The 19,643-nt window shown below is 50.5% G+C and carries 16 protein-coding genes; all 16 read left to right on the plus strand.

Annotated features, from left to right (window positions below):
- Positions 1-19: 19 nt before the first annotated feature.
- The 16 genes from trmFO to rimP all read left to right on the plus strand — a co-directional run bounded on the left by trmFO (position 20) and on the right by rimP (position 19,643).
- A complete protein-coding gene (trmFO, locus tag NK662_RS10755) occupies positions 20-1,321 on the plus strand; it encodes an FADH(2)-oxidizing methylenetetrahydrofolate--tRNA-(uracil(54)-C(5))-methyltransferase TrmFO (RefSeq protein ID WP_254759243.1) in 1,302 nt (433 codons plus the stop codon).
- Positions 1,322-1,387: 66 nt separating this feature from the next.
- The gene (gene xerC / locus NK662_RS10760) at positions 1,388-2,284 is read left to right on the plus strand and encodes a tyrosine recombinase XerC (protein ID WP_254758940.1); all 897 of its coding nucleotides are present in this window, start codon (positions 1,388-1,390) and stop codon (positions 2,282-2,284) included.
- Positions 2,285-2,358: 74 nt separating this feature from the next.
- Positions 2,359-2,901: an ATP-dependent protease subunit HslV gene (hslV, locus tag NK662_RS10765; RefSeq protein WP_254758941.1), complete on the plus strand. Its 543-nt coding sequence runs from the start codon at positions 2,359-2,361 to the stop codon at positions 2,899-2,901.
- Between the two features lie 15 nt (positions 2,902-2,916).
- Complete coding sequence (hslU, locus tag NK662_RS10770) at positions 2,917-4,311, plus strand: ATP-dependent protease ATPase subunit HslU (RefSeq protein ID WP_254758942.1); 1,395 nt, start codon at positions 2,917-2,919, stop codon at positions 4,309-4,311.
- A gap of 55 nt (positions 4,312-4,366) precedes the next feature.
- On the plus strand, positions 4,367-5,146 hold the full coding sequence (gene codY / locus NK662_RS10775; RefSeq protein ID WP_254758943.1) for a GTP-sensing pleiotropic transcriptional regulator CodY: 780 nt from the start codon (positions 4,367-4,369) through the stop codon (positions 5,144-5,146).
- Between the two features lie 237 nt (positions 5,147-5,383).
- Complete coding sequence (gene rpsB, locus NK662_RS10780; protein ID WP_254758944.1) at positions 5,384-6,085, plus strand: 30S ribosomal protein S2; 702 nt, start codon at positions 5,384-5,386, stop codon at positions 6,083-6,085.
- Positions 6,086-6,215: 130 nt separating this feature from the next.
- Positions 6,216-7,103 (plus strand): translation elongation factor Ts, encoded by an 888-nt coding sequence (tsf, locus tag NK662_RS10785; RefSeq protein ID WP_254758945.1) that lies wholly within the window; start codon positions 6,216-6,218, stop codon positions 7,101-7,103.
- A gap of 123 nt (positions 7,104-7,226) precedes the next feature.
- The gene (gene pyrH, locus NK662_RS10790; protein WP_254758946.1) at positions 7,227-7,949 is read left to right on the plus strand and encodes a UMP kinase; all 723 of its coding nucleotides are present in this window, start codon (positions 7,227-7,229) and stop codon (positions 7,947-7,949) included.
- A gap of 2 nt (positions 7,950-7,951) precedes the next feature.
- On the plus strand, positions 7,952-8,509 hold the full coding sequence (gene frr, locus NK662_RS10795) for a ribosome recycling factor (protein WP_254758947.1): 558 nt from the start codon (positions 7,952-7,954) through the stop codon (positions 8,507-8,509).
- A gap of 74 nt (positions 8,510-8,583) precedes the next feature.
- Positions 8,584-9,366, plus strand: a complete 783-nt coding sequence (gene uppS, locus NK662_RS10800) for an undecaprenyl pyrophosphate synthase (RefSeq protein ID WP_254758948.1) — start codon at positions 8,584-8,586, stop codon at positions 9,364-9,366.
- A gap of 20 nt (positions 9,367-9,386) precedes the next feature.
- Complete coding sequence (locus tag NK662_RS10805) at positions 9,387-10,181, plus strand: phosphatidate cytidylyltransferase (RefSeq protein ID WP_254758949.1); 795 nt, start codon at positions 9,387-9,389, stop codon at positions 10,179-10,181.
- Between the two features lie 24 nt (positions 10,182-10,205).
- Positions 10,206-11,348, plus strand: coding sequence for a 1-deoxy-D-xylulose-5-phosphate reductoisomerase (dxr, locus tag NK662_RS10810; protein WP_254758950.1), 1,143 nt, complete (start codon positions 10,206-10,208; stop codon positions 11,346-11,348).
- Between the two features lie 17 nt (positions 11,349-11,365).
- Positions 11,366-12,622, plus strand: a complete 1,257-nt coding sequence (gene rseP / locus NK662_RS10815) for an RIP metalloprotease RseP (protein WP_254758951.1) — start codon at positions 11,366-11,368, stop codon at positions 12,620-12,622.
- A 21-nt stretch (positions 12,623-12,643) separates the two neighbouring features.
- Positions 12,644-14,344: a proline--tRNA ligase gene (locus NK662_RS10820; RefSeq protein ID WP_254758952.1), complete on the plus strand. Its 1,701-nt coding sequence runs from the start codon at positions 12,644-12,646 to the stop codon at positions 14,342-14,344.
- Positions 14,345-14,541: 197 nt separating this feature from the next.
- Positions 14,542-18,846 carry a PolC-type DNA polymerase III gene (locus NK662_RS10825; protein ID WP_254758953.1) on the plus strand — a complete coding sequence of 1,435 codons (4,305 nt, stop codon included), beginning with the start codon at positions 14,542-14,544 and terminating at the stop codon, positions 18,844-18,846.
- A gap of 326 nt (positions 18,847-19,172) precedes the next feature.
- Entirely contained in the window at positions 19,173-19,643 is a 471-nt protein-coding gene (gene rimP, locus NK662_RS10830; RefSeq protein ID WP_254758954.1) for a ribosome maturation factor RimP, read from the plus strand.

Genomic DNA, 19,643 nt, shown 5'->3' on the forward strand with positions numbered 1-19,643 from the left:
GCAGGATGAGGTGGATCATATGGAGCAAGTGGTAAATGTAATTGGAGCCGGTTTGGCTGGCAGCGAGGCTGCTTATCAGATTGCCAAACGCGGTGTGAAGGTAAAGCTGTATGAGATGCGTCCGGTCAAGCAAACGCCGGCTCACCACACAGATAAATTTGCGGAGCTGGTGTGCAGCAACTCGCTGCGGGCCAATGCGCTGACCAATGCAGTCGGGGTCATTAAAGAAGAGATGCGGCAATTGGATTCGGTAATCATCCGCGCAGCTGACGAATGTGCGGTTCCGGCAGGCGGCGCCTTGGCAGTGGACCGCCATGAATTTGCGGCAAAGGTGACAGAGTATGTGAAGAATCACCCAAACGTGACGGTAATCAATGAGGAGATTACAGAAATCCCGGCGGGGCCGACAGTCATCGCAACAGGCCCGTTGACATCCAAAGCGCTGTCTGAACAGCTGAAAGCGCTGACGGGGGAAGAGTACTTCTACTTCTATGACGCCGCAGCGCCCATCATTGAAAAAGACAGCATCAATATGGAGAAGGCATATTTGAAATCCCGCTACGACAAAGGAGAGGCAGCTTACATTAACTGCCCGATGACGGAAGAAGAGTTCAATGCGTTTTACGAGGCTCTGATTGCGGCTGAAGTCGTTCCTTTGAAGGAATTTGAAAAGGAAATTTATTTTGAAGGCTGTATGCCGATTGAAGTCATGGCCCAGCGCGGCCGAAAGACAATGCTGTTCGGCCCGATGAAGCCGGTGGGTCTGGAGGATCCGCGCACAGGCAAACGGCCGTATGCCGTTGTCCAGCTCCGCCAGGATGATGCGGCCGGCACGCTGTATAATATGGTCGGCTTCCAAACGCATTTGAAGTGGGGGGCGCAAAAAGAAGTGTTTCGTCTGATTCCGGGCTTGGAGGATGCAGAAATCGTCCGTTACGGGGTCATGCACCGCAACACGTTCGTAAATTCACCGAAGCTGCTGCGTCCAACGTATCAATATAAGGAGCGGGACGACTTGTTCTTTGCGGGGCAAATGACGGGCGTGGAGGGCTACGTGGAGTCAGCGGCATCCGGATTGCTTGCCGGCATCAATGCGGCGCGCCTGGTGCAAGGGCAGGACATGGTAACACTGCCGCCGACGACGGCAATGGGAAGTATGGCCCACTACATTACAGCGACAAATGCAAAGACATTCCAGCCAATGAATGCGAATTTTGGCATCTTTGAGCCGCTCGAAGCAAGAATCAAGTCCAAGCAAGAACGCTATGAAGCATATGCAACGCGCGCCTTAGAAACAATTCGAAATTTTGTAAATATTTAGTCATTTTTATTGCAAAGGCTACTGGATTGTGATACGATTTAGTAGCCTTTTATTGGGGTGGAAATGATGGATGTGAACAAGCTGTTACAATTATTCTACGAATATTTACAAATGGAACGAAACTATTCACAATATACAGTTACAAGCTACCGTGATGACTTGGATCAGTTTGTTATATTTCTGCAGCAGCAAGGGGTTTCAAGCTTTTCTGGTGTTTCCTATGCGGATGTCAGGATATATCTGACAGAACTTCATCAGAAAAAATTTTCCCGAAAAACTGTTGCACGAAAGCTTTCAAGTATGCGAAGCTTATATCGGTTTCTGATGCGCGAGGGCTATTGCCAGGATAATCCCTTTGTGATGGCATCGCTCCCAAAGAGAGAATGGGCGTTGCCCCAATTCCTCTATGAGGAGGAGCTGGAGCAGCTCTTTGCGGCAGTTGATGGAACGGTGCCGCTCGGCCAGCGTGACTTGGCGTTGTTTGAGCTTCTGTACGCCACAGGCATTCGTGTGGGAGAGTGCTGTTCGCTGAAGCTGTCTGACGTGGATTTCACAGTCGGGACCGTCTTGGTAATGGGCAAGGGTAAGAAGCAGCGGTATGTACCGTTTGGAAGCTGCGCGCACGATGCCCTGCAAAACTACATAGAAGATGGAAGAGCGAAGCTGTTAAAGAATGCCCAAGGAGAGACGGCGCTGTTTGTGAATGCCAAGGGGCGGCCTTTGACAGAGCGCGGCGTGCGTTACGTTCTTCAGCAGACGATTGAAAAGGCGGCTTTGACAATGAAGATCAGCCCGCATACGCTGCGGCACACCTTTGCCACCCACCTGTTAAATGAGGGGGCGGACCTGCGCGCGGTACAGGAATTGCTCGGACATGCCCAGCTTTCTACAACGCAAATTTACACGCATGTTTCCAAGGAGAGGCTCCGTTCGGTGTACATGACGCATCATCCGCGTGCATAAAATGCTAAAAGTGTGATGGGCTCCATAGTTTGGGGAGGGCATGGCGTGTAAATTGAAGAAAAGGAGTTTTGACGATGGGACAGTTTCATGCAACTACTATTTTTGCTATTCATCATAAAGGCCAGTGCGCAATGGCTGGCGATGGACAGGTAACGTTTGGCAATGCTGTTGTGATGAAGCATACCGCACGGAAAGTCCGACGGCTGTTTCAGGGAAAGGTATTGGCGGGATTTGCCGGGTCTGTGGCGGATGCATTCACGCTGTTTGAGATGTTTGAAGGCAAGCTTGAGGAATATAACGGCAACCTGCCGCGGGCTTCCGTGGAGCTGGCGAAGCAGTGGCGGGGCGACAAAATGCTGCGCCAGCTGGAGGCCATGCTGATTGTGATGGATCAAGAGCATTTGCTGCTTGTATCAGGAACCGGCGAAGTGATTGAGCCGGATGACGGCATCCTGGCAATTGGTTCGGGCGGCAACTATGCGCTGTCGGCAGGCCGGGCTTTAAAGTCTTATGCGGGTGAGCATTTGTCCGCGAAGGAAATTGCGAAAGCAAGCCTGGAAATTGCCGGGGACATTTGTGTATATACAAACAACAACATTATTGTGGAAGAACTGTAAAGGGGGAGCATGTATATGCATCTGCATTTTACTCCGCGTCAAATTGTTGAGAAGCTGGATCAGTATATTATCGGACAAAGGAGTGCGAAGAAAGCGGTAGCGGTGGCATTGCGCAACCGTTACCGCCGCAGTCTGCTGGAGGAGTCCCTGCGTGATGAGATCGCCCCGAAAAATATTCTTATGATCGGTCCAACGGGTGTCGGAAAAACAGAAATCGCCCGCCGGCTTGCCAAGCTGGTTGGCGCTCCCTTTATTAAGGTGGAGGCAACGAAATTTACAGAGGTCGGTTACGTGGGCCGCGATGTGGAATCCATGGTGCGCGACCTCGTGGAGACATCCGTCCGCATTGTAAAGGAAGAGAAAATGGCGCGTGTGCAGGAAAAAGCGCAGGAGCAGGCAAACCAGCGACTTATTGAACTGCTTGTTCCGGGAAGACAGAAGCAGCAGGGCATGAAAAATCCGCTGGAGATGCTGTTTGGCAGTATGCAGAACCAGCAATCCCCGCAGGACTCCCATCAGGATGATGCGTCGGTTGCCCAAAAGCGGCGTGAAACGGAATATCGCTTGGCTGCCGGGCTGATGGAGGATGAGTTGGTGACTGTTGAACTGGAAGAGCAGCAGCCGTCCATGTTTGATATGTTCCAAGGCACGGGCATGGAGCAAATGGGGACGAATTTTCAGGATGCGCTCGGCAGCTTCATGCCGAAGCGGACGAAAAAGCGGAAGCTGACAGTGCGGGAAGCCCGTAAGGTATTGGCGAGTGAAGAGGCGCAGCGATTGATTGATATGGATGAGGTTGCGCAGGAAGCTGTGTACCGAGCCGAACAGCTTGGCATGATTTTTATTGATGAGATTGATAAGATTGCCGGCAAGAACTCCAACACAGCGGATGTGTCGCGGGAGGGCGTGCAGCGCGATATTCTGCCGATTGTGGAAGGATCTACAGTCGTGACGAAGTACGGCCCTGTCAAGACAGATCATGTTTTGTTTATCGCAGCGGGCGCCTTCCATATGTCGAAGCCGTCTGATTTAATCCCGGAGCTGCAGGGGCGCTTCCCGATCCGGGTTGAACTGACAAAGCTGTCTGCCGATGATTTTGTGAAGATTTTAGTCGAACCTGATAACGCTTTGCTGAAACAATATCAGGCTTTATTAGGGACAGAAGGTATAGAAATTGAATTTTCAGACGAAGCTATTCATAGAATTGCCGAAATTGCCTATCAAGTGAATCAAAATACGGACAATATCGGCGCCAGAAGATTGCATACCGTTATGGAAAAGCTTTTGGAGGATTTATCGTTTGAAGCATCTGAGATTACGCTGGAAAAGGTCACAATTACGCCGCAGTATGTAGAGGAGAAACTGGCCGTTATCGCCAAGAACAAGGACGTCAGCCAGTTTATTCTGTAAAGGCGGCACCTGGGCCGGCATACATGGAAATACAATGTAGGAGGAAGTTCGAAGCATGGAACTATTAGACAAAACAAGGAAAATTAATGCGCTGCTGCAGCAGGCTGCGGGAAAACCGGTAAACTTCAGAGAGATGGCAGATACACTTTGCGGAGTGATTGAAGCAAATGTATTCATCGTCAGCCGCCGAGGCAAGCTGTTGGGCTATGCGGTGCATCAGCAGATTGAGAACGAGCGGATGAAGCGGATGCTGGCTGAGCGGCAGTTCCCGGAGGAATATACAAACAGCCTATCCCATATTACAGAAACGTCGCCAAACCTGCCGATCGGCAGCGAATACACAGCTTTTCCGGTTGAAAACCGCGAGCTCTTTGAAGAGGGCTTGACGACTGTCGTGCCGATTGTAGGCGGTGGGGAGCGCTTGGGCACACTCGTGCTGGCGCGCTTAAGCGAGCAGTTCTTAAACGACGATCTCATTTTGGCTGAATATGGCGCGACTGTAGTCGGCATGGAGATCCTGCGGGAAAAGGCGGAAGAGATTGAAGAGGAAGCGCGCAGCAAAGCGGTTGTGCAAATGGCGATCAGCTCCTTGTCTTACAGTGAACTGGAAGCAATTGAACATATTTTTGATGAGCTGAAAGGCATGGAAGGCTTGCTGGTTGCCAGCAAAATTGCCGACCGCGTCGGCATCACCCGCTCTGTAATCGTCAACGCGCTCCGCAAGCTGGAAAGCGCAGGCGTCATTGAATCCCGCTCTCTGGGCATGAAGGGCACCTACATCAAAGTCCTGAACGACAAGTTCCTGCAGGAGCTTGCGAAGCTGAAAGCAAACTGAGATTAAGGAGGCTGCCTGGGTGCAGCCTCCTTTTTTATGCGGCAAGCCGGGCAACAGAGCAATTTTTTCATGCTTTCTAGTAAAACAGCCTTGCTTGTCACATTATGTTGTGATATAGTATTCCATGGTGTGAATACACAACACACGTCTGCTGATTTGCCTGCTGGTGCTGCCTTGTGGCGGTGGCATGCAAAGGTGATGCGGACGGAGGATATGAAACCATTAGGAGGAACAACCATGTCAGTAATTTCTATGAAGCAATTGCTTGAAGCTGGTGTACATTTCGGTCACCAGACTCGCCGTTGGAACCCAAAGATGAAGAAGTACATCTTCACAGAGCGTAACGGCATCTACATCATCGACCTTCAAAAGACTGTAAAAAAGGTTGAAGAAGCTTACAACACAATGAAGGACATCGCTGCAAACGGCGGTACAATCCTTTTCGTTGGCACAAAGAAGCAAGCTCAGGATGCGATCAAAGAAGAAGCGATCCGTTCCGGCATGTACTATGTAAACCAACGTTGGTTGGGCGGTACTCTGACAAACTTCCAAACAATCCAAAAGCGCATCAAGCGTCTGAAGGATATCGAAAGAATGCAAGAAGACGGCACATTCGAAGTGCTTCCTAAGAAAGAAGTTGTTCAGCTGAAGAAAGAGCTGGAGCGTCTTGAGAAGTTCTTGGGCGGCATTAAAGAAATGAAGGATCTGCCAGATGCAATCTTCATCGTAGATCCACGCAAAGAGCGTATTGCAGTTGCAGAAGCTCGCAAGCTTAACATCCCGCTGATCGGTATCGTTGACACAAACTGTGATCCAGACGAAATTGACCACGTAATTCCTGCAAACGACGACGCAATTCGCGCCGTGAAGCTGCTGACTTCTAAGATGGCTGATGCAATCCTGGAAGCGAAGCAAGGGGAAGAAACTGTTACTGCGTAACATGGCGGAAAGGTGATAAGAGGTTGAGCCTTTTATCACCTTTTTTACAAATGTCCGTGTTTCTCTTTTGTGAAAAGAGAGCATGATAAATAAGTAGCACCTGCTATACATACACAGGAGGATGAAAACAATGGCTATTACTGCACAAATGGTAAAAGAACTGCGCGAAGCGACTGGCGCAGGCATGATGGACTGCAAAAAAGCATTGACAGAAACAAACGGCGACATGGAAAAAGCAGTTGACTACCTTCGCGAAAAGGGTATCGCAAAAGCTGCAAAGAAAGCTGACCGCATCGCGGCTGAAGGCTTGACTTATATCGCAACACAAGGCAACGAAGCAGTTATTCTGGAGGTAAACTCCGAAACAGACTTCGTGGCAAAGAACGAAGGCTTCCAGGCGCTGACAAAGGAATTGGCAGCACACCTGCTGACACAAAAGCCTGCTACTGTTGAAGAAGCACTGGCACAAACAATGGAAAACGGTGTGACAGTTGACCACCACATCAACACTGCAATTGCAAAAATCGGCGAGAAGCTGACGCTTCGCCGCTTTGAAATTGTAACAAAGACAGATGCAGACGCATTTGGCGCGTACCTGCACATGGGCGGACGCATCGGCGTATTGGTAACTCTTGCAGGCACTACAGAAGAGTCTGTTGCAAAAGATGTTGCTATGCACATTGCGGCTGTAAACCCGAAATACATCGATCGTTCTGCTGTAACAGCTGAAGAAATTGAGCGTGAGCGTCAAGTTCTGACACAGCAGGCACTGAACGAAGGCAAGCCTGAAAACATCGTTGCGAAGATGGTAGAAGGCCGCCTTGGCAAGTATTTCGAAGATATCTGCCTGGTTGACCAAGCATTCGTTAAGGATCCAGATGTGAAAGTGGGCAAGTATGTTGCTTCTAAAGGCGCAAGCGTGAAGTCTTTCGTACGCTACGCAGTAGGTGAAGGTATTGAGAAGCGTCAAGATAACTTCGCAGAAGAAGTAATGAACCAAGTAAGAGGCAACAACTAAGATGAACGAGGGGACACTATGTGTTCCCTTTTTTAAAAGATTAGAAAAGCAGGATGTTTCCGGGCCGCGGGCCCTGGCAATCTGTTTTTCTGCAGGAATGAATATATTGCATGGAGGTTCATGATGAGTGAAGCAAAATATAAGCGCGTCGTGCTGAAGCTGAGCGGGGAAGCGCTGGCGGGCGACCACGGTTTTGGAATTAAACCTGCAGTCATCAAATCAATTGCTGAGCAAGTAAAGGAAATTGCGGAGCTTGGCGTGGAGGTTGCGGTTGTTGTGGGAGGCGGAAACATCTGGCGCGGCAAGACCGGCAGCGAAATGGGAATGGACCGTGCGACGGCTGATTATATGGGGATGCTGGCCACTGTAATGAACTCTCTGGCTCTGCAGGACAGCCTGGAGAACCTTGGGATTGCAACACGTGTGCAAACCTCTATTGAAATGCGGCAGGTAGCAGAGCCGTATATCCGCCGCAAGGCAATCCGCCACTTGGAAAAGAAGCGCGTTGTCATCTTCGCGGCCGGAACAGGCAATCCATACTTCTCAACAGATACAACAGCAGCACTCCGTGCGGCGGAAATTGAAGCAGATGTCATTTTAATGGCGAAAAACAATGTGGATGGCGTATACACGGCTGATCCGACAGTGGATGAAACAGCAACAAAGTATGAATCACTTACATACCTGGATGTGCTGAAGGAAGGCCTTGGCGTAATGGATTCTACTGCCTCGTCTCTATGCATGGATAACGATATCCCGCTGATCGTATTCTCAATTATGGAAGAAGGAAACATTAAGCGCGCCGTTCTCGGCGACAATATCGGAACAATTGTAAGGGGGAAATGATAATGGCACAACAAGTGTTGAAGGCGGCAAAAGAAAAAATGGATAAGGCAATTTCCGCATACACACGGGAATTGGCATCTATTCGCGCTGGCCGTGCGAGTGCAAATGTGTTGGAGAAAATCACTGTAGACTACTACGGTGCGCCGACTCCGGTTATTCAGTTGGCGAACATTACGGTTCCGGAAGCACGCATGCTGACAATTCAGCCATATGATAAGTCTTCCTTGAAGGACATCGAAAAGGCTATTATGATGTCTGATCTGGGCTTAAACCCGACGAATGACGGAAGCATTATCCGTCTTGTGTTCCCGGCTCTTACCGAGGAACGACGCCGTGACCTGGTGAAGAGCGTCAAGAAGTCTGCTGAAGAAGCAAAGGTGGCCATCCGCAATATCCGCCGTGATGCGAACGATGATTTGAAGAAGCTGGAGAAGAACGGGGATATCACAGAAGATGACCTGCGCGGCTACAGCGATGATATCCAGAAGGAAACGGATAAGCATATCGCAAAAATCGACGATATTACAAAGAACAAAGAAAAAGAAATTTTGGAAGTTTAAGGCGCTGCATGACCCTCTGCACAAGGGGGTCTTTTTACACTTTTACGGAATATGTGTGCTCGTGGAGGGTTTACATGATGTTAAAGAGATTTTCCTTTTTAAAGGACAAAGCGAATGCATCGTTTCAAGATCTTGTTGCAGAAGCGAAGCAACGGGAAATTCCGGAGCATATTGCCATTATTATGGACGGAAACGGACGCTGGGCAAAGCGGAGAGCATTGCCGCGGGTGGCCGGGCACCACGAGGGAATGAAGGTAGTGCGCAAAATTACGAAGTTTGCCAGTGAGCTTGGTGTGAAGGTTCTGACCTTATATGCCTTTTCCACGGAAAATTGGAAACGCCCGAAGCCGGAAGTGGAATATTTGATGAAGCTGCCGCAGGAGTTTCTCGGTACGTTTCTTCCGGAGCTTGTAAGCGAGAATGTTCAGGTGCGCCTCATGGGGCATAAGGAAGGGCTGCCTGCCCATACACTTGCCGCTGTAGAGAGAGCGATGGCTGAAACAGCTCATAACACCGGAATGGTTTTAAACTTTGCCTTAAACTATGGAAGTCGTGATGAAATGGTTTATGCGGTGAAAAACTTGGTTACAGATAGTATAGAGGGAAAATTCACTGCAGAGGACGTTACCGAACAGCTCCTGTCATCTTATCTCATGACAAGCAGTCTCCCTGTTCAGGATCCGGATTTGTTGATCCGCACAAGCGGAGAGATCCGGATCAGCAATTTCATGCTTTGGCAGATTGCGTATACGGAGCTTTGGTTTACAGAGGATTATTGGCCGGATTTTACGGAAGCACATTTGCTTGAGGCTGTAATGAGCTTTCAAAAGCGCGGACGCAGATTCGGCGGTGTCTAAGAAAGAGAGGTTATAGCAAGATGAAGCAACGAATTATTACGGGGGTTGTGGCAGCTGCTTTGTTCATTCCGATTGTCTGGTCGGGCGGATGGCTGTTCACTGCACTGGTGTATGTGCTGGCGTCCATCGGGCTGTATGAGCTTGTCCGGATGAAAAAGCTGCCTGTACTCTCGGTGCCGGCCCTGCTGGCAGCCGCGTTGCTTTGGGTGATTCTCATTCCGGGCGGATCATTCCAAGACAGCACCTTTACAGGACTGCATTGGTCCAAAGTGGACATAACATTTTTGGTTGTGCTGCTGCTCTTATCATATACAGTTCTGTCCAAGAATACATTTACTTTTGATGATGCCGCATTTCTGCTGCTGTCCACTCTATATGTGGCACTCGGCTTCTACTATCTGAATGAAACAAGAATAGAAGGAATCCGCAATATTCTCTATGCTCTCTTTGTCATTTGGGCAACCGATTCAGGGGCATATTTTATTGGAAAAGCAGTAGGGAAACGAAAGCTTTGGCCGGAAATCAGCCCGAATAAAACGGTGGAAGGTTCGATTGGCGGCGTGATATGCGCCATTGTGGTTGCTTTCATCTATCAGCTGTTCCTGCCGATTTGGGACAGTGCCGCTGCTGTTGTTCTTGTCACTGCGGTGGTCTCTGTCTGCGGACAGCTTGGCGACTTGGTGCAGTCTGCGTATAAGCGCCATTACGGTGTAAAGGATTCCGGCAACATTTTGCCGGGGCATGGCGGAATTTTGGACCGGCTGGACAGCCTTATTTTCGTGCTGCCGCTTTTACACCTGCTTCGTTTCTTTTAATGTGTTGTACAAGGAGCTGGAATCATGAAAAGAATTAGTTTGCTCGGAGCAAGCGGCTCAATAGGAACGCAAACATTGGATATTATTCGCCTGCACCCGGAGCAATTTCAGTTGACGGCCTTTTCGGTGGGCCGCAACATTGAATTTGCCGCAAAGGTGATTGCGGAGTTCGGACCGGATCTTGTATCCGTACAGCGGAGAGAAGATTTGGACCGGCTGCGGCCATTCCTTGCCCATACAAAGGCGGTGTACGGCGAGAATGGACTGCTGGAGGTGGCGCTGCACCCGGACAGCAGCCTTTTGGTGAATGCCGTTGTCGGCAGCGTGGGGCTTGTGCCGACGCTGGGAGCCATTGAGGCAGGAAAAACAATTGCGATTGCGAATAAGGAAACACTTGTAACAGCGGGCCATCTCGTCACAGAGGCGGCACGCCGGCATGGAGTGGATTTGCTTCCGGTGGATAGCGAGCATTCGGCTATTTTCCAAGCCTTGAACGGGGAAGATGAGAAGCGTATTTCAAGACTCATCTTAACTGCTTCAGGCGGCAGCTTCCGTGATCAGACAAGGGCGGATTTGGAAAGCGTAACGCTGGAGGATGCTTTAAAGCATCCAAATTGGTCCATGGGTTCAAAAATCACCATTGATTCTGCTACAATGATGAATAAGGGACTTGAAGTAATTGAGGCTCATTGGCTGTTCGGTCTTCCCTACAACCAAATTGATGTGGTGCTACATAAGGAAAGCATTATCCACTCCATGGTGGAGTTTGTGGACCGGAGTGTGATGGCCCAACTGGGCACGCCTGATATGCGTGTGCCGATCCAGTATGCGCTGACTTATCCGGACCGGCTTCCGCTGCCTGATGCAAAGCAGCTGCAGCTGTGGGAAATTGGCACTCTTCATTTTCAACAGATGGATCTGGAGCGGTTCCGCTGCTTGCGCTTTGCCTATGAGGCAGGCAGAATGGGCGGCAGTCTGCCGACCGTTATGAACGCAGCAAATGAAGCTGCAGTAGAAGCGTTCTTGCAACGTAAAATCAGTTTCTTGCAGATTGAAGAATTGATTGAGCAGGCAATGTACCATCACACTGTATGTCCAAATCCAGGTCTTGAGGAAATCAGGGAGATTGATGCGGCAGCCAGACGGTACGTGATGGGACAAATTTAACAAAGGTGGTTATCGATTTGAACACAGCGATTGCCTTTATCTTAATTTTCGGTGCGCTCGTATTCTTTCATGAGCTGGGACATTTGTATTTTGCAAAGCGTGCGGGCATTCTTTGCCGTGAATTCGCAATCGGTTTTGGACCCAAATTGTTTTCCTTCACGAAGAATGAGACTGTCTATACCATCCGTTTGCTGCCGCTTGGCGGCTATGTCCGCATGGCTGGCGAAGACCCGGAGACCATTGAGCTGAAGCCGGGCTCAAAGGCCGCGCTTTTGCTGGATGAAGGCGGGAAGGTTACAAAAATTATTTTGGACAATCGCGACAAGTATCCACAGGCCCGGGTGGTGGAGGTTGAGCATGCAGATTTGGAGCATGCGCTCACAATCAAGGCATATGAGGAATACGAGGATGAGGCACAAATCTTTCGCGTCAGTGAAAAGGCACAGTTTGTGTCCGGAGGAGAAGAAACACAGATTGCCCCTTATAACCGCCAATTTGGCTCCAAGACATTGGGGCAGCGTGCACTGGCCATCTTTGCCGGCCCGGCCATGAACTTTGTGCTTGCCTTTCTGCTGTTTGTCATTATCGGCCTCGTACAGGGAATTCCGGTGAATAAACCGATTATCGGTGAGCTTGTAGCCGGAAGCGCCGGGGCAAAAGCCGGCTTGCAGCACGGGGATGTCATTCAGTCCATTAACGGCACGCCGACTGAGACATGGACAGATATCACCACGCTCATTCGCAAGAATCCCGGCCAGGAAATCACCATGGAATTGCAGCGGAATGGCAAAAGCATGAGCCTGCAAGTAACGCCGGCTGCCGAGAAGGAAGGCAAGGAAACAGTCGGCCGCCTTGGCGTATACGGGCCGGTGGAAAAATCCCTGCTCGGATCTGTCCAATCAGGCGCTGAGCAGACGTATAAGTGGACGAAGCTTGTGTTTGTGTCGCTTATACAGCTCGTAACGGGCCAATTTTCGATTGATGCGCTGTCCGGCCCGGTCGGCATTTACAACTTGACCGGCAAGGTGGCGGAATCCGGGTCGATTAACCTGCTTGGGTTAACGGCTGCACTGAGCATCAACCTTGGACTGTTCAATTTGCTTCCGTTCCCAGCTTTGGACGGTGGGCGGCTCTTGTTTTTTGCAATTGAGGCATTGCGCGGCAAGCCGATTGACCGGCATAAGGAAGGGCTTGTCCATTTCATCGGCTTTGCTTTGCTGATGCTGCTCATGCTGGTTGTAACATGGAATGATATTAAGAAGTTTTTCCTATAGAAAAAGAGGTGTACATGAGAGATGAAACAAAGTATGCTATTTAGTCCGACGTTGCGTGAAGTGCCGTCGGACGCCGAGGTGAGAAGCCACCAGCTGTTGCTGCGTGCGGGCTTCATGCGACAGAACGCATCAGGTATCTACAGTTTTTTGCCAATGGGTCTGCGCGTTTTGCAAAAGGTGGAGCAAATTATCCGTGAGGAAATGGAGAATGCCGGTGCGGTGGAACTGCTGATGCCGGCGCTGCAGCCTGCGGAATTATGGCAGGATTCCGGCCGTTGGTATTCCTATGGGCCGGAGCTGATGCGCATGAGGGACCGCCATGAGCGGGAGTTCGCGCTTGGCGCAACCCACGAAGAAGTCATTACGTCGCTTGTGCGGGATGAAGTGAAATCCTATAAGAAGCTGCCGCTTACACTCTATCAGATTCAGACAAAGTTCCGGGACGAAAAACGCCCGCGCTTTGGCTTGCTGCGCGGCCGCGAATTCCTGATGAAGGATGCTTACTCCTTCCATGACTCCCAGGAAAGCCTGGGTGATGTATATGACAAGATGTATGCGGCCTACTCTAACGTGTTCCGCCGCTGCGGCTTGAACTTCCGTGCTGTTATTGCCGATTCCGGCGCAATGGGCGGAAAGGATACGCATGAGTTCATGGTGCTGTCTGACATCGGGGAAGATACCATCGCATATTCCGATACCTCCAGCTATGCGGCGAACATTGAAATGGCGCCGGTTGCGGCAACGTACGAAAAGAGCGGCGAGCCGCTGAATGGATTGGAGAAAACAGCGACACCGGACCAGAAATCCATTGAGGAAGTGTCAGGCTTCCTTGGCTTGACGGCAGCGCAATGCATCAAATCCATGGTGTTCCGCGTGGATGACAAGTTTGTGCTCGTGCTGGTGCGCGGCGACCATGAGGTGAATGATATTAAGGTCAAAAACCTCTATGGCGCATCCGTCGTAGAACTGGCTTCCGCGGAAGAGGTACAAGACCTGCTTGGCTGTGCGGTTGGCTCCTTGGGTCCAATTGGTGTGGCAGACAAGGTTGAGGTGATTGCGGACCATGCGGTGGAGGCTGTTGTCAATGGCTGCTGCGGCGCAAATGAAGAAGGCTTCCATTACGTAAATGTGAACCCGGACCGTGATTTCACAGTCAGCCAATATACAGATTTGCGCTTTATCCAGGAGGGAGACGCTTCTCCTGATGGACAGGGTACGATCCGCTTTGCCCGCGGCATTGAGGTTGGCCATGTGTTCAAGCTCGGCACACGCTACAGCGAGGCCATGGGAGCAACATATTTAGACGAAAACGGCAGAACACAGCCAATGATTATGGGCTGCTATGGCATTGGCGTATCCCGTACAGTGGCAGCGGTGGCTGAGCAGTTCAACGACGAAAATGGCCTGAAATGGCCGGTTGCAGTTGCGCCATTCCATGTACATCTGATTCCAGTCAACATGAAAACGGATGTACAGCGGGAAACGGCCGAGACACTGTACACGTCCTTGCGCGGACAGGGCTTTGAGGTGCTGCTCGATGACCGCCAGGAGCGTCCTGGTGTCAAGTTTGCCGACTCTGACCTGTTCGGAATTCCTGTCCGTGTAACAGTCGGGAAGAAAGCTGAAGAAGGCATTGTCGAAGTGAAGGTGCGGGAAACAGGAGAAATTGCAGAAATTCCAGTTTCTGAACTTCACACATACATCGCAAATATCTTACAATAAGAGAAGGGTACCCATTGGGTACCTTCTTTTAGAGTTTAGCAACGATTGTTTTTGGAGAATTGTCCAGCTTCAGCAGCCAGCCATCTGTCAGGGAGAACCTGACCACTAAAAGACAAAGAGCGCCTTTTAGTGGCCAGAGCCTCCCTTCTGATGGCTAAACGGGCTGCTTCAGCTTTTCTTTTGAGGGGAGGATTTTTATGGCGGCATTAACAGAAGAGCAGCGTGACCGGTTCCGGATTTTGCTGGAGCAGCTTGGCATGCCGGAATCTTGGCGTGCGGAGTACTTTGAACAGGCTGGAATTGAGAAGCTCGTTGTAGATACAAGCAATAAAAGCTGGTGCTTCCATTTCACTTTGCCCCGCATTTTGCCGGCGAAGGTATATGAGATGCTGGAGGACAAGCTGCAGCAATCCTTTTCACAGATTGCCGCAGTTTCCTTCCTGGTACAGGCAGAAAATAAGCAGTTTGGGGAAAGCGATGTGCAGGCCTATTGGCCGCTGTGTACAAGCAAGATGACTCTTTCTCCCATGTTCGCATATTTGCGGGAGCAGCTGCCATCTGCGAATGGTTTAAAGCTGATGCTGCGCGTGAAGAATGAATTGGAAGAAGCTGCGCTGAAGAAGAATGCGGCAAAGTCCATCAGTGATCTTTATGAAGTATTCGGTTTCCCCAGATTGACTCTGGATACAACCGTCAATCAAGATCAAGAGGAGATTCAGCGCTTCATGGAGCAGAAGCAGCAGGAGGACCGCGAGAAGGTACAAAAAGCGGTGGAGGAAATGGCGAAGAAGGACGATGAGAGGAATGCCGTGCCTGCGGACCAGCCGCTGATGATCGGTTACAATATTAAAGAGGATGAAGAGATCATCCCAATCCGGGATATCCAAGATGAAGAAAAGCGCAAAACTGTGCAGGGCTATGTATTTGATGTAGAGGCAAAGGAACTGCGCAGCGGCCGTACGCTATTAACATTTAAGATTACGGATTATACAGATTCCATTATTGTGAAAATGTTCTCGCGCGATAAGGAGGACATCCCGTTGCTTCAAAGTGTGAAAAAAGGCATGTGGCTGAAGGTGCGCGGCTCGGTGCAAAATGATACGTTTGTCCGCGACCTCGTGATGATTGCGAACGATGTCAATGAGGTAAAGGCACCGCAGCGGAAGGACACTGCAGCGGAAGGGGAAAAGCGGGTGGAGCTGCATCTGCACACACCGATGAGCCAGATGGATGCAGTCACGCCGGTGGCCAAGCTCATTGCCCAGGCGAAGAAATGGGGGCATGAAGCCATTGCCGTCACAGACCATGCCGTGGCGCAGTCCTTCCCGGAAGCATACTCCGCAGGGAAAAAAGCTGGCATCCAGGTGATTTACGGTGTGGAAGCCAACCTCGTCAATGACGGGGTGCCGATTGCTTACAACGAAGTGCATCGGCTGTTGGCCGACGAGACCTATGTGGTGTTTGACGTGGAAACAACCGGCTTGTCAGCCGTCTATGACACCATTATTGAGCTCGCGGCTGTCAAGGTGCGCGGCGGCGAGATTATCGACCGCTTTGAGTCATTTGCGAATCCGCACCGCTCATTGTCGGCAACCATCATTGAACTGACAGGCATTACCGATGATATGTTGAAGGATGCACCAGAGGTGGATGTGGTGCTGAAACGGTTTGCCGACTGGATGGGGGATCACACGCTTGTGGCCCATAATGCTTCATTTGATATGGGTTTTTTGAACGTCGGATTTCAAAAAGCCGGATTGCCGAAGGCGCAAAATCCCGTTATTGATACGCTGGAGTTGGCGCGTTTCTTATATCCGGAAATGAAAAACCATCGCTTGAACACGCTTTGCAAAAAGTTTGATATTGAATTGACGCAGCATCACCGTGCTATTTATGACACGGAGGCTACTGGCTATCTGCTGGTGAAGCTGCTGAAGGATGCGCTGAGCCGCGGCATGGAGTACCATGATCAGCTCAATGACAGCATGGGGCAGGGCGATGCGTATAAGCGCGGACGCCCAAGCCACGTGACGCTGCTGGCTGTGTCTGATGAAGGCTTGAAGAACCTGTATAAGCTCGTTTCGTATTCCCATATACAGTACTTCTATCGGGTGCCCCGCATTCCGCGTTCTGTGCTGAAGAAGCACCGGGAAGGACTGCTGATTGGAACAGCCTGTGACCGGGGGGAAGTATTTGAGGCGATGATGCAGAAGGCGCCGGAGGAAGTGGAGGGGCTGGCGCAGTTTTATGATTATATTGAGGTGATGCCGCCGCAGGTGCTGAGCCATCTGATTGACCTCGAGCTTGTCCGTGACGAAAATCAGCTGCGCAAAATTATTACAAATCTCGTAAAGCTCGGCAAAAAGCTGGATAAGCCGGTTGTGGCGACCGGAAACGTGCATTATTTGGACCCGGATGATGCAATTTATCGAAAAATTCTCATCAGCTCACAGGGTGGGGCGAATCCGCTGAACCGGCATAAGCTGCCATCCGTGCATTTCCGGACGACAAACGAGATGTTGGAGGCATTCGCATTCTTAGGCGAAGAGACCGCAAAGGAAATTGTGGTGACAAATACACAGCACGTGGCTTCTTTGATCGGCGATGTGAAGCCGGTGAAGGACGACTTGTATACGCCTCGTATTGAGGGGGCGGACGAAGAGACGCGTGAGATGAGTTATGTGCGGGCACGCAGCATTTACGGTGAACAGCTGCCGGAAATTGTGGAGGCGCGCCTGGAAAAGGAATTGAAGAGTATTATCGGGCACGGCTTTGCGGTTATTTATCTCATTTCGCATAAGCTGGTGAAGAAGTCGCTTGATGACGGATATCTTGTCGGCTCGCGTGGTTCTGTCGGCTCCTCGTTCGTGGCGACGATGATGGAAATTACCGAGGTAAATCCGCTGCCGCCGCATTATGTGTGCCCAAGCTGTAAGCGCTCGGAGTTCTTTAACGACGGGTCTGTCGGGTCGGGCTTTGATTTGCCGAACAAAGATTGCCCGCATTGCGGCATTGCTTATAAGAAGGACGGGCATGATATTCCATTTGAAACGTTCCTGGGCTTTAAGGGAGACAAGGTCCCTGATATCGATTTGAATTTCAGCGGCGAATATCAGCCGCGGGCGCATAACTACACAAAGGTATTATTTGGAGAGGACAACGTCTACCGCGCCGGCACCATCGGCACGGTGGCTGATAAGACAGCATATGGCTACGTTAAAGGCTACGCATCGGATCATAACATCACCATCCGCGGAGCGGAGATTGACCGCCTTGTCATGGGCTGCACCGGCGTGAAGCGGACAACCGGCCAGCACCCGGGCGGCATTATCGTAGTGCCGGACTATATGAGCGTGTATGATTTCACGCCTATTCAATATCCGGCGGACTCCACCTCGGCCGAGTGGCGGACGACGCACTTCGACTTCCACTCAATCCATGATAACCTGCTGAAGCTGGATATACTCGGGCACGACGACCCGACCGTTATCCGGATGCTGCAGGATTTGAGCGGCATTGATCCAAAAACAATCCCAACCGATGACCCGGAGGTTATGAAAATCTTCTCCGGCACAGAATCGCTCGGGGTGACGCAGGAGCAAATTCAATGTAAAACGGGAACGCTCGGCATTCCGGAGTTTGGGACGAAGTTTGTCCGCCAGATGCTGGAGGAAACGAAGCCGACCACCTTCTCCGAGCTTGTACAGATTTCTGGCCTGTCGCACGGCACGGATGTTTGGCTCGGCAACGCCAATGAGCTCATTTACAGCGGCACCTGCACGCTGAGTGACGTTATCGGCTGCCGCGACGATATCATGGTATACCTTATTTATCGGGGCCTTGAGCCGTCTCTGGCATTTAAAATCATGGAATCCGTGCGTAAAGGAAAGGGTGTGCCGCCGGAGTGGGAGGAGGAAATGAAGAAGAACAATGTGCCCGACTGGTACATTGATTCCTGTAAAAAAATCAAGTACATGTTCCCGAAGGCGCACGCCGCTGCATACGTTCTGATGGCGGTGCGGATCGCGTACTTCAAGGTGCATTTCCCGACGCTGTATTATGCTGCGTATTTCACGGTGCGTGCGGATGACTTTGATTTAGAAGCTATGGCAAAGGGGTCAACGGCCATCCGGGCCCGGATTGATGAAATCGCACAAAAGGGACTGGAAGCATCGCCGAAGGAGAAGAGCTTGCTCACGGTTCTGGAAATGGCTTTGGAGATGTGCGAGCGCGGCTTCTCCTTCCAAAAGGTGGACTTGTACCGTTCAAGCGCGACAGAGTTTATCATTGACGGTGACTCTCTGATCCCGCCGTTCAATGCGATCCCGGGCCTTGGTACAAACGCGGCACTGAATATTGTAAAGGCGCGCGAGGACGGTGAATTTCTGTCCAAGGAGGACCTGCAGCAGCGCGGCAAGGTTTCCAAGACGATTATGGAGTATTTGGACAGCCAGGGCTGCCTGGCATCTCTGCCGGATCAGAACCAGCTGTCGCTGTTCTAAGAAAATGCTTTGCAAAATATAACAGTTTATGTTATAGTAAGAAACGAGATATTCATGCGACTATAGCTTTTTCCAAAAAAGAGTGGGGCAACCCGCTCTTTCGTGTTATATGAAGTATCAAGAAAGCGTGAAAGTGACCATACATATTTTGCTACACGTTTTATTGCTTGAATTTGGCAATACTAACACAGACACTCCCTGCTTTTTGGCAGGGGCTTTTGTTAATGAGCTAAGAAAGCATAGGATGCTTTGGGCGACACTTTGGTTCACGGACCAATTCGCTGTTTCTATAGTTGCTGTGCGGGTTGCAAGAAAGGAGGCGCTTTATGAGCGGAAATGTAACGGAAATTGTAGCGCAATTGGCGAAGCCGATTGTAGAGGAATTGAACCTGGAGTTGGTGGACGTTGAGTACGTGAAGGAAGGAAAGGATTGGTTCCTGCGCGTGTTCATCGACTCTGAAACAGGTGTAGATATTGAAGAGTGCGGGACGGTAAGTGAGCGCCTGAGCGAGGCGCTTGACCAAAAGGATCCCATTCCTCACCTATACTTCTTGGATGTATCATCTCCCGGAGCCGAACGTCCTTTGAAGAAGGAGCAGGATTTTGTGAAGGCGGTAGGGAAGAAGGTAGCTGTAAAGACATATGAGCCGATCGACGGCGAGAAGATGTTTGAAGGGCTGCTGCTTTCTTATGATGGTACGGTTGCCATACTGCAGATTACCATTAAAACGCGCAAAAAAGAGGTACAAATACCAGTTGAAAAAATTGCAAGCGCACGGCTTGCAGTGATGTTTTAG

The organism is Ectobacillus ponti (assembly GCF_024294785.1).
GTDB classification, from domain to species: Bacteria; Bacillota; Bacilli; order Bacillales; family Bacillaceae_G; genus Ectobacillus; species Ectobacillus ponti.

Bases quoted from the DNA above. Each gene is read 5' to 3' on its own strand.
- hslV (WP_254758941.1), top strand. From the start codon at position 2,359: ATGGGACAGTTTCATGCAACTACTATTTTTGCTATTCATCATAAAGGC.
- hslU (WP_254758942.1), top strand. From the start codon at position 2,917: ATGCATCTGCATTTTACTCCGCGTCAAATTGTTGAGAAGCTGGATCAG.
- frr (WP_254758947.1), top strand. From the start codon at position 7,952: ATGGCACAACAAGTGTTGAAGGCGGCAAAAGAAAAAATGGATAAGGCA.
- codY (WP_254758943.1), top strand. From the start codon at position 4,367: ATGGAACTATTAGACAAAACAAGGAAAATTAATGCGCTGCTGCAGCAG.
- NK662_RS10825 (WP_254758953.1), top strand. From the start codon at position 14,542: ATGGCGGCATTAACAGAAGAGCAGCGTGACCGGTTCCGGATTTTGCTG.
- rpsB (WP_254758944.1), top strand. From the start codon at position 5,384: ATGTCAGTAATTTCTATGAAGCAATTGCTTGAAGCTGGTGTACATTTC.
- xerC (WP_254758940.1), top strand. From the start codon at position 1,388: ATGGATGTGAACAAGCTGTTACAATTATTCTACGAATATTTACAAATG.
- NK662_RS10805 (WP_254758949.1), top strand. From the start codon at position 9,387: ATGAAGCAACGAATTATTACGGGGGTTGTGGCAGCTGCTTTGTTCATT.
- tsf (WP_254758945.1), top strand. From the start codon at position 6,216: ATGGCTATTACTGCACAAATGGTAAAAGAACTGCGCGAAGCGACTGGC.
- NK662_RS10820 (WP_254758952.1), top strand. From the start codon at position 12,644: ATGAAACAAAGTATGCTATTTAGTCCGACGTTGCGTGAAGTGCCGTCG.
- trmFO (WP_254759243.1), top strand. From the start codon at position 20: ATGGAGCAAGTGGTAAATGTAATTGGAGCCGGTTTGGCTGGCAGCGAG.
- dxr (WP_254758950.1), top strand. From the start codon at position 10,206: ATGAAAAGAATTAGTTTGCTCGGAGCAAGCGGCTCAATAGGAACGCAA.
- pyrH (WP_254758946.1), top strand. From the start codon at position 7,227: ATGAGTGAAGCAAAATATAAGCGCGTCGTGCTGAAGCTGAGCGGGGAA.
- rimP (WP_254758954.1), top strand. From the start codon at position 19,173: ATGAGCGGAAATGTAACGGAAATTGTAGCGCAATTGGCGAAGCCGATT.
- uppS (WP_254758948.1), top strand. From the start codon at position 8,584: ATGATGTTAAAGAGATTTTCCTTTTTAAAGGACAAAGCGAATGCATCG.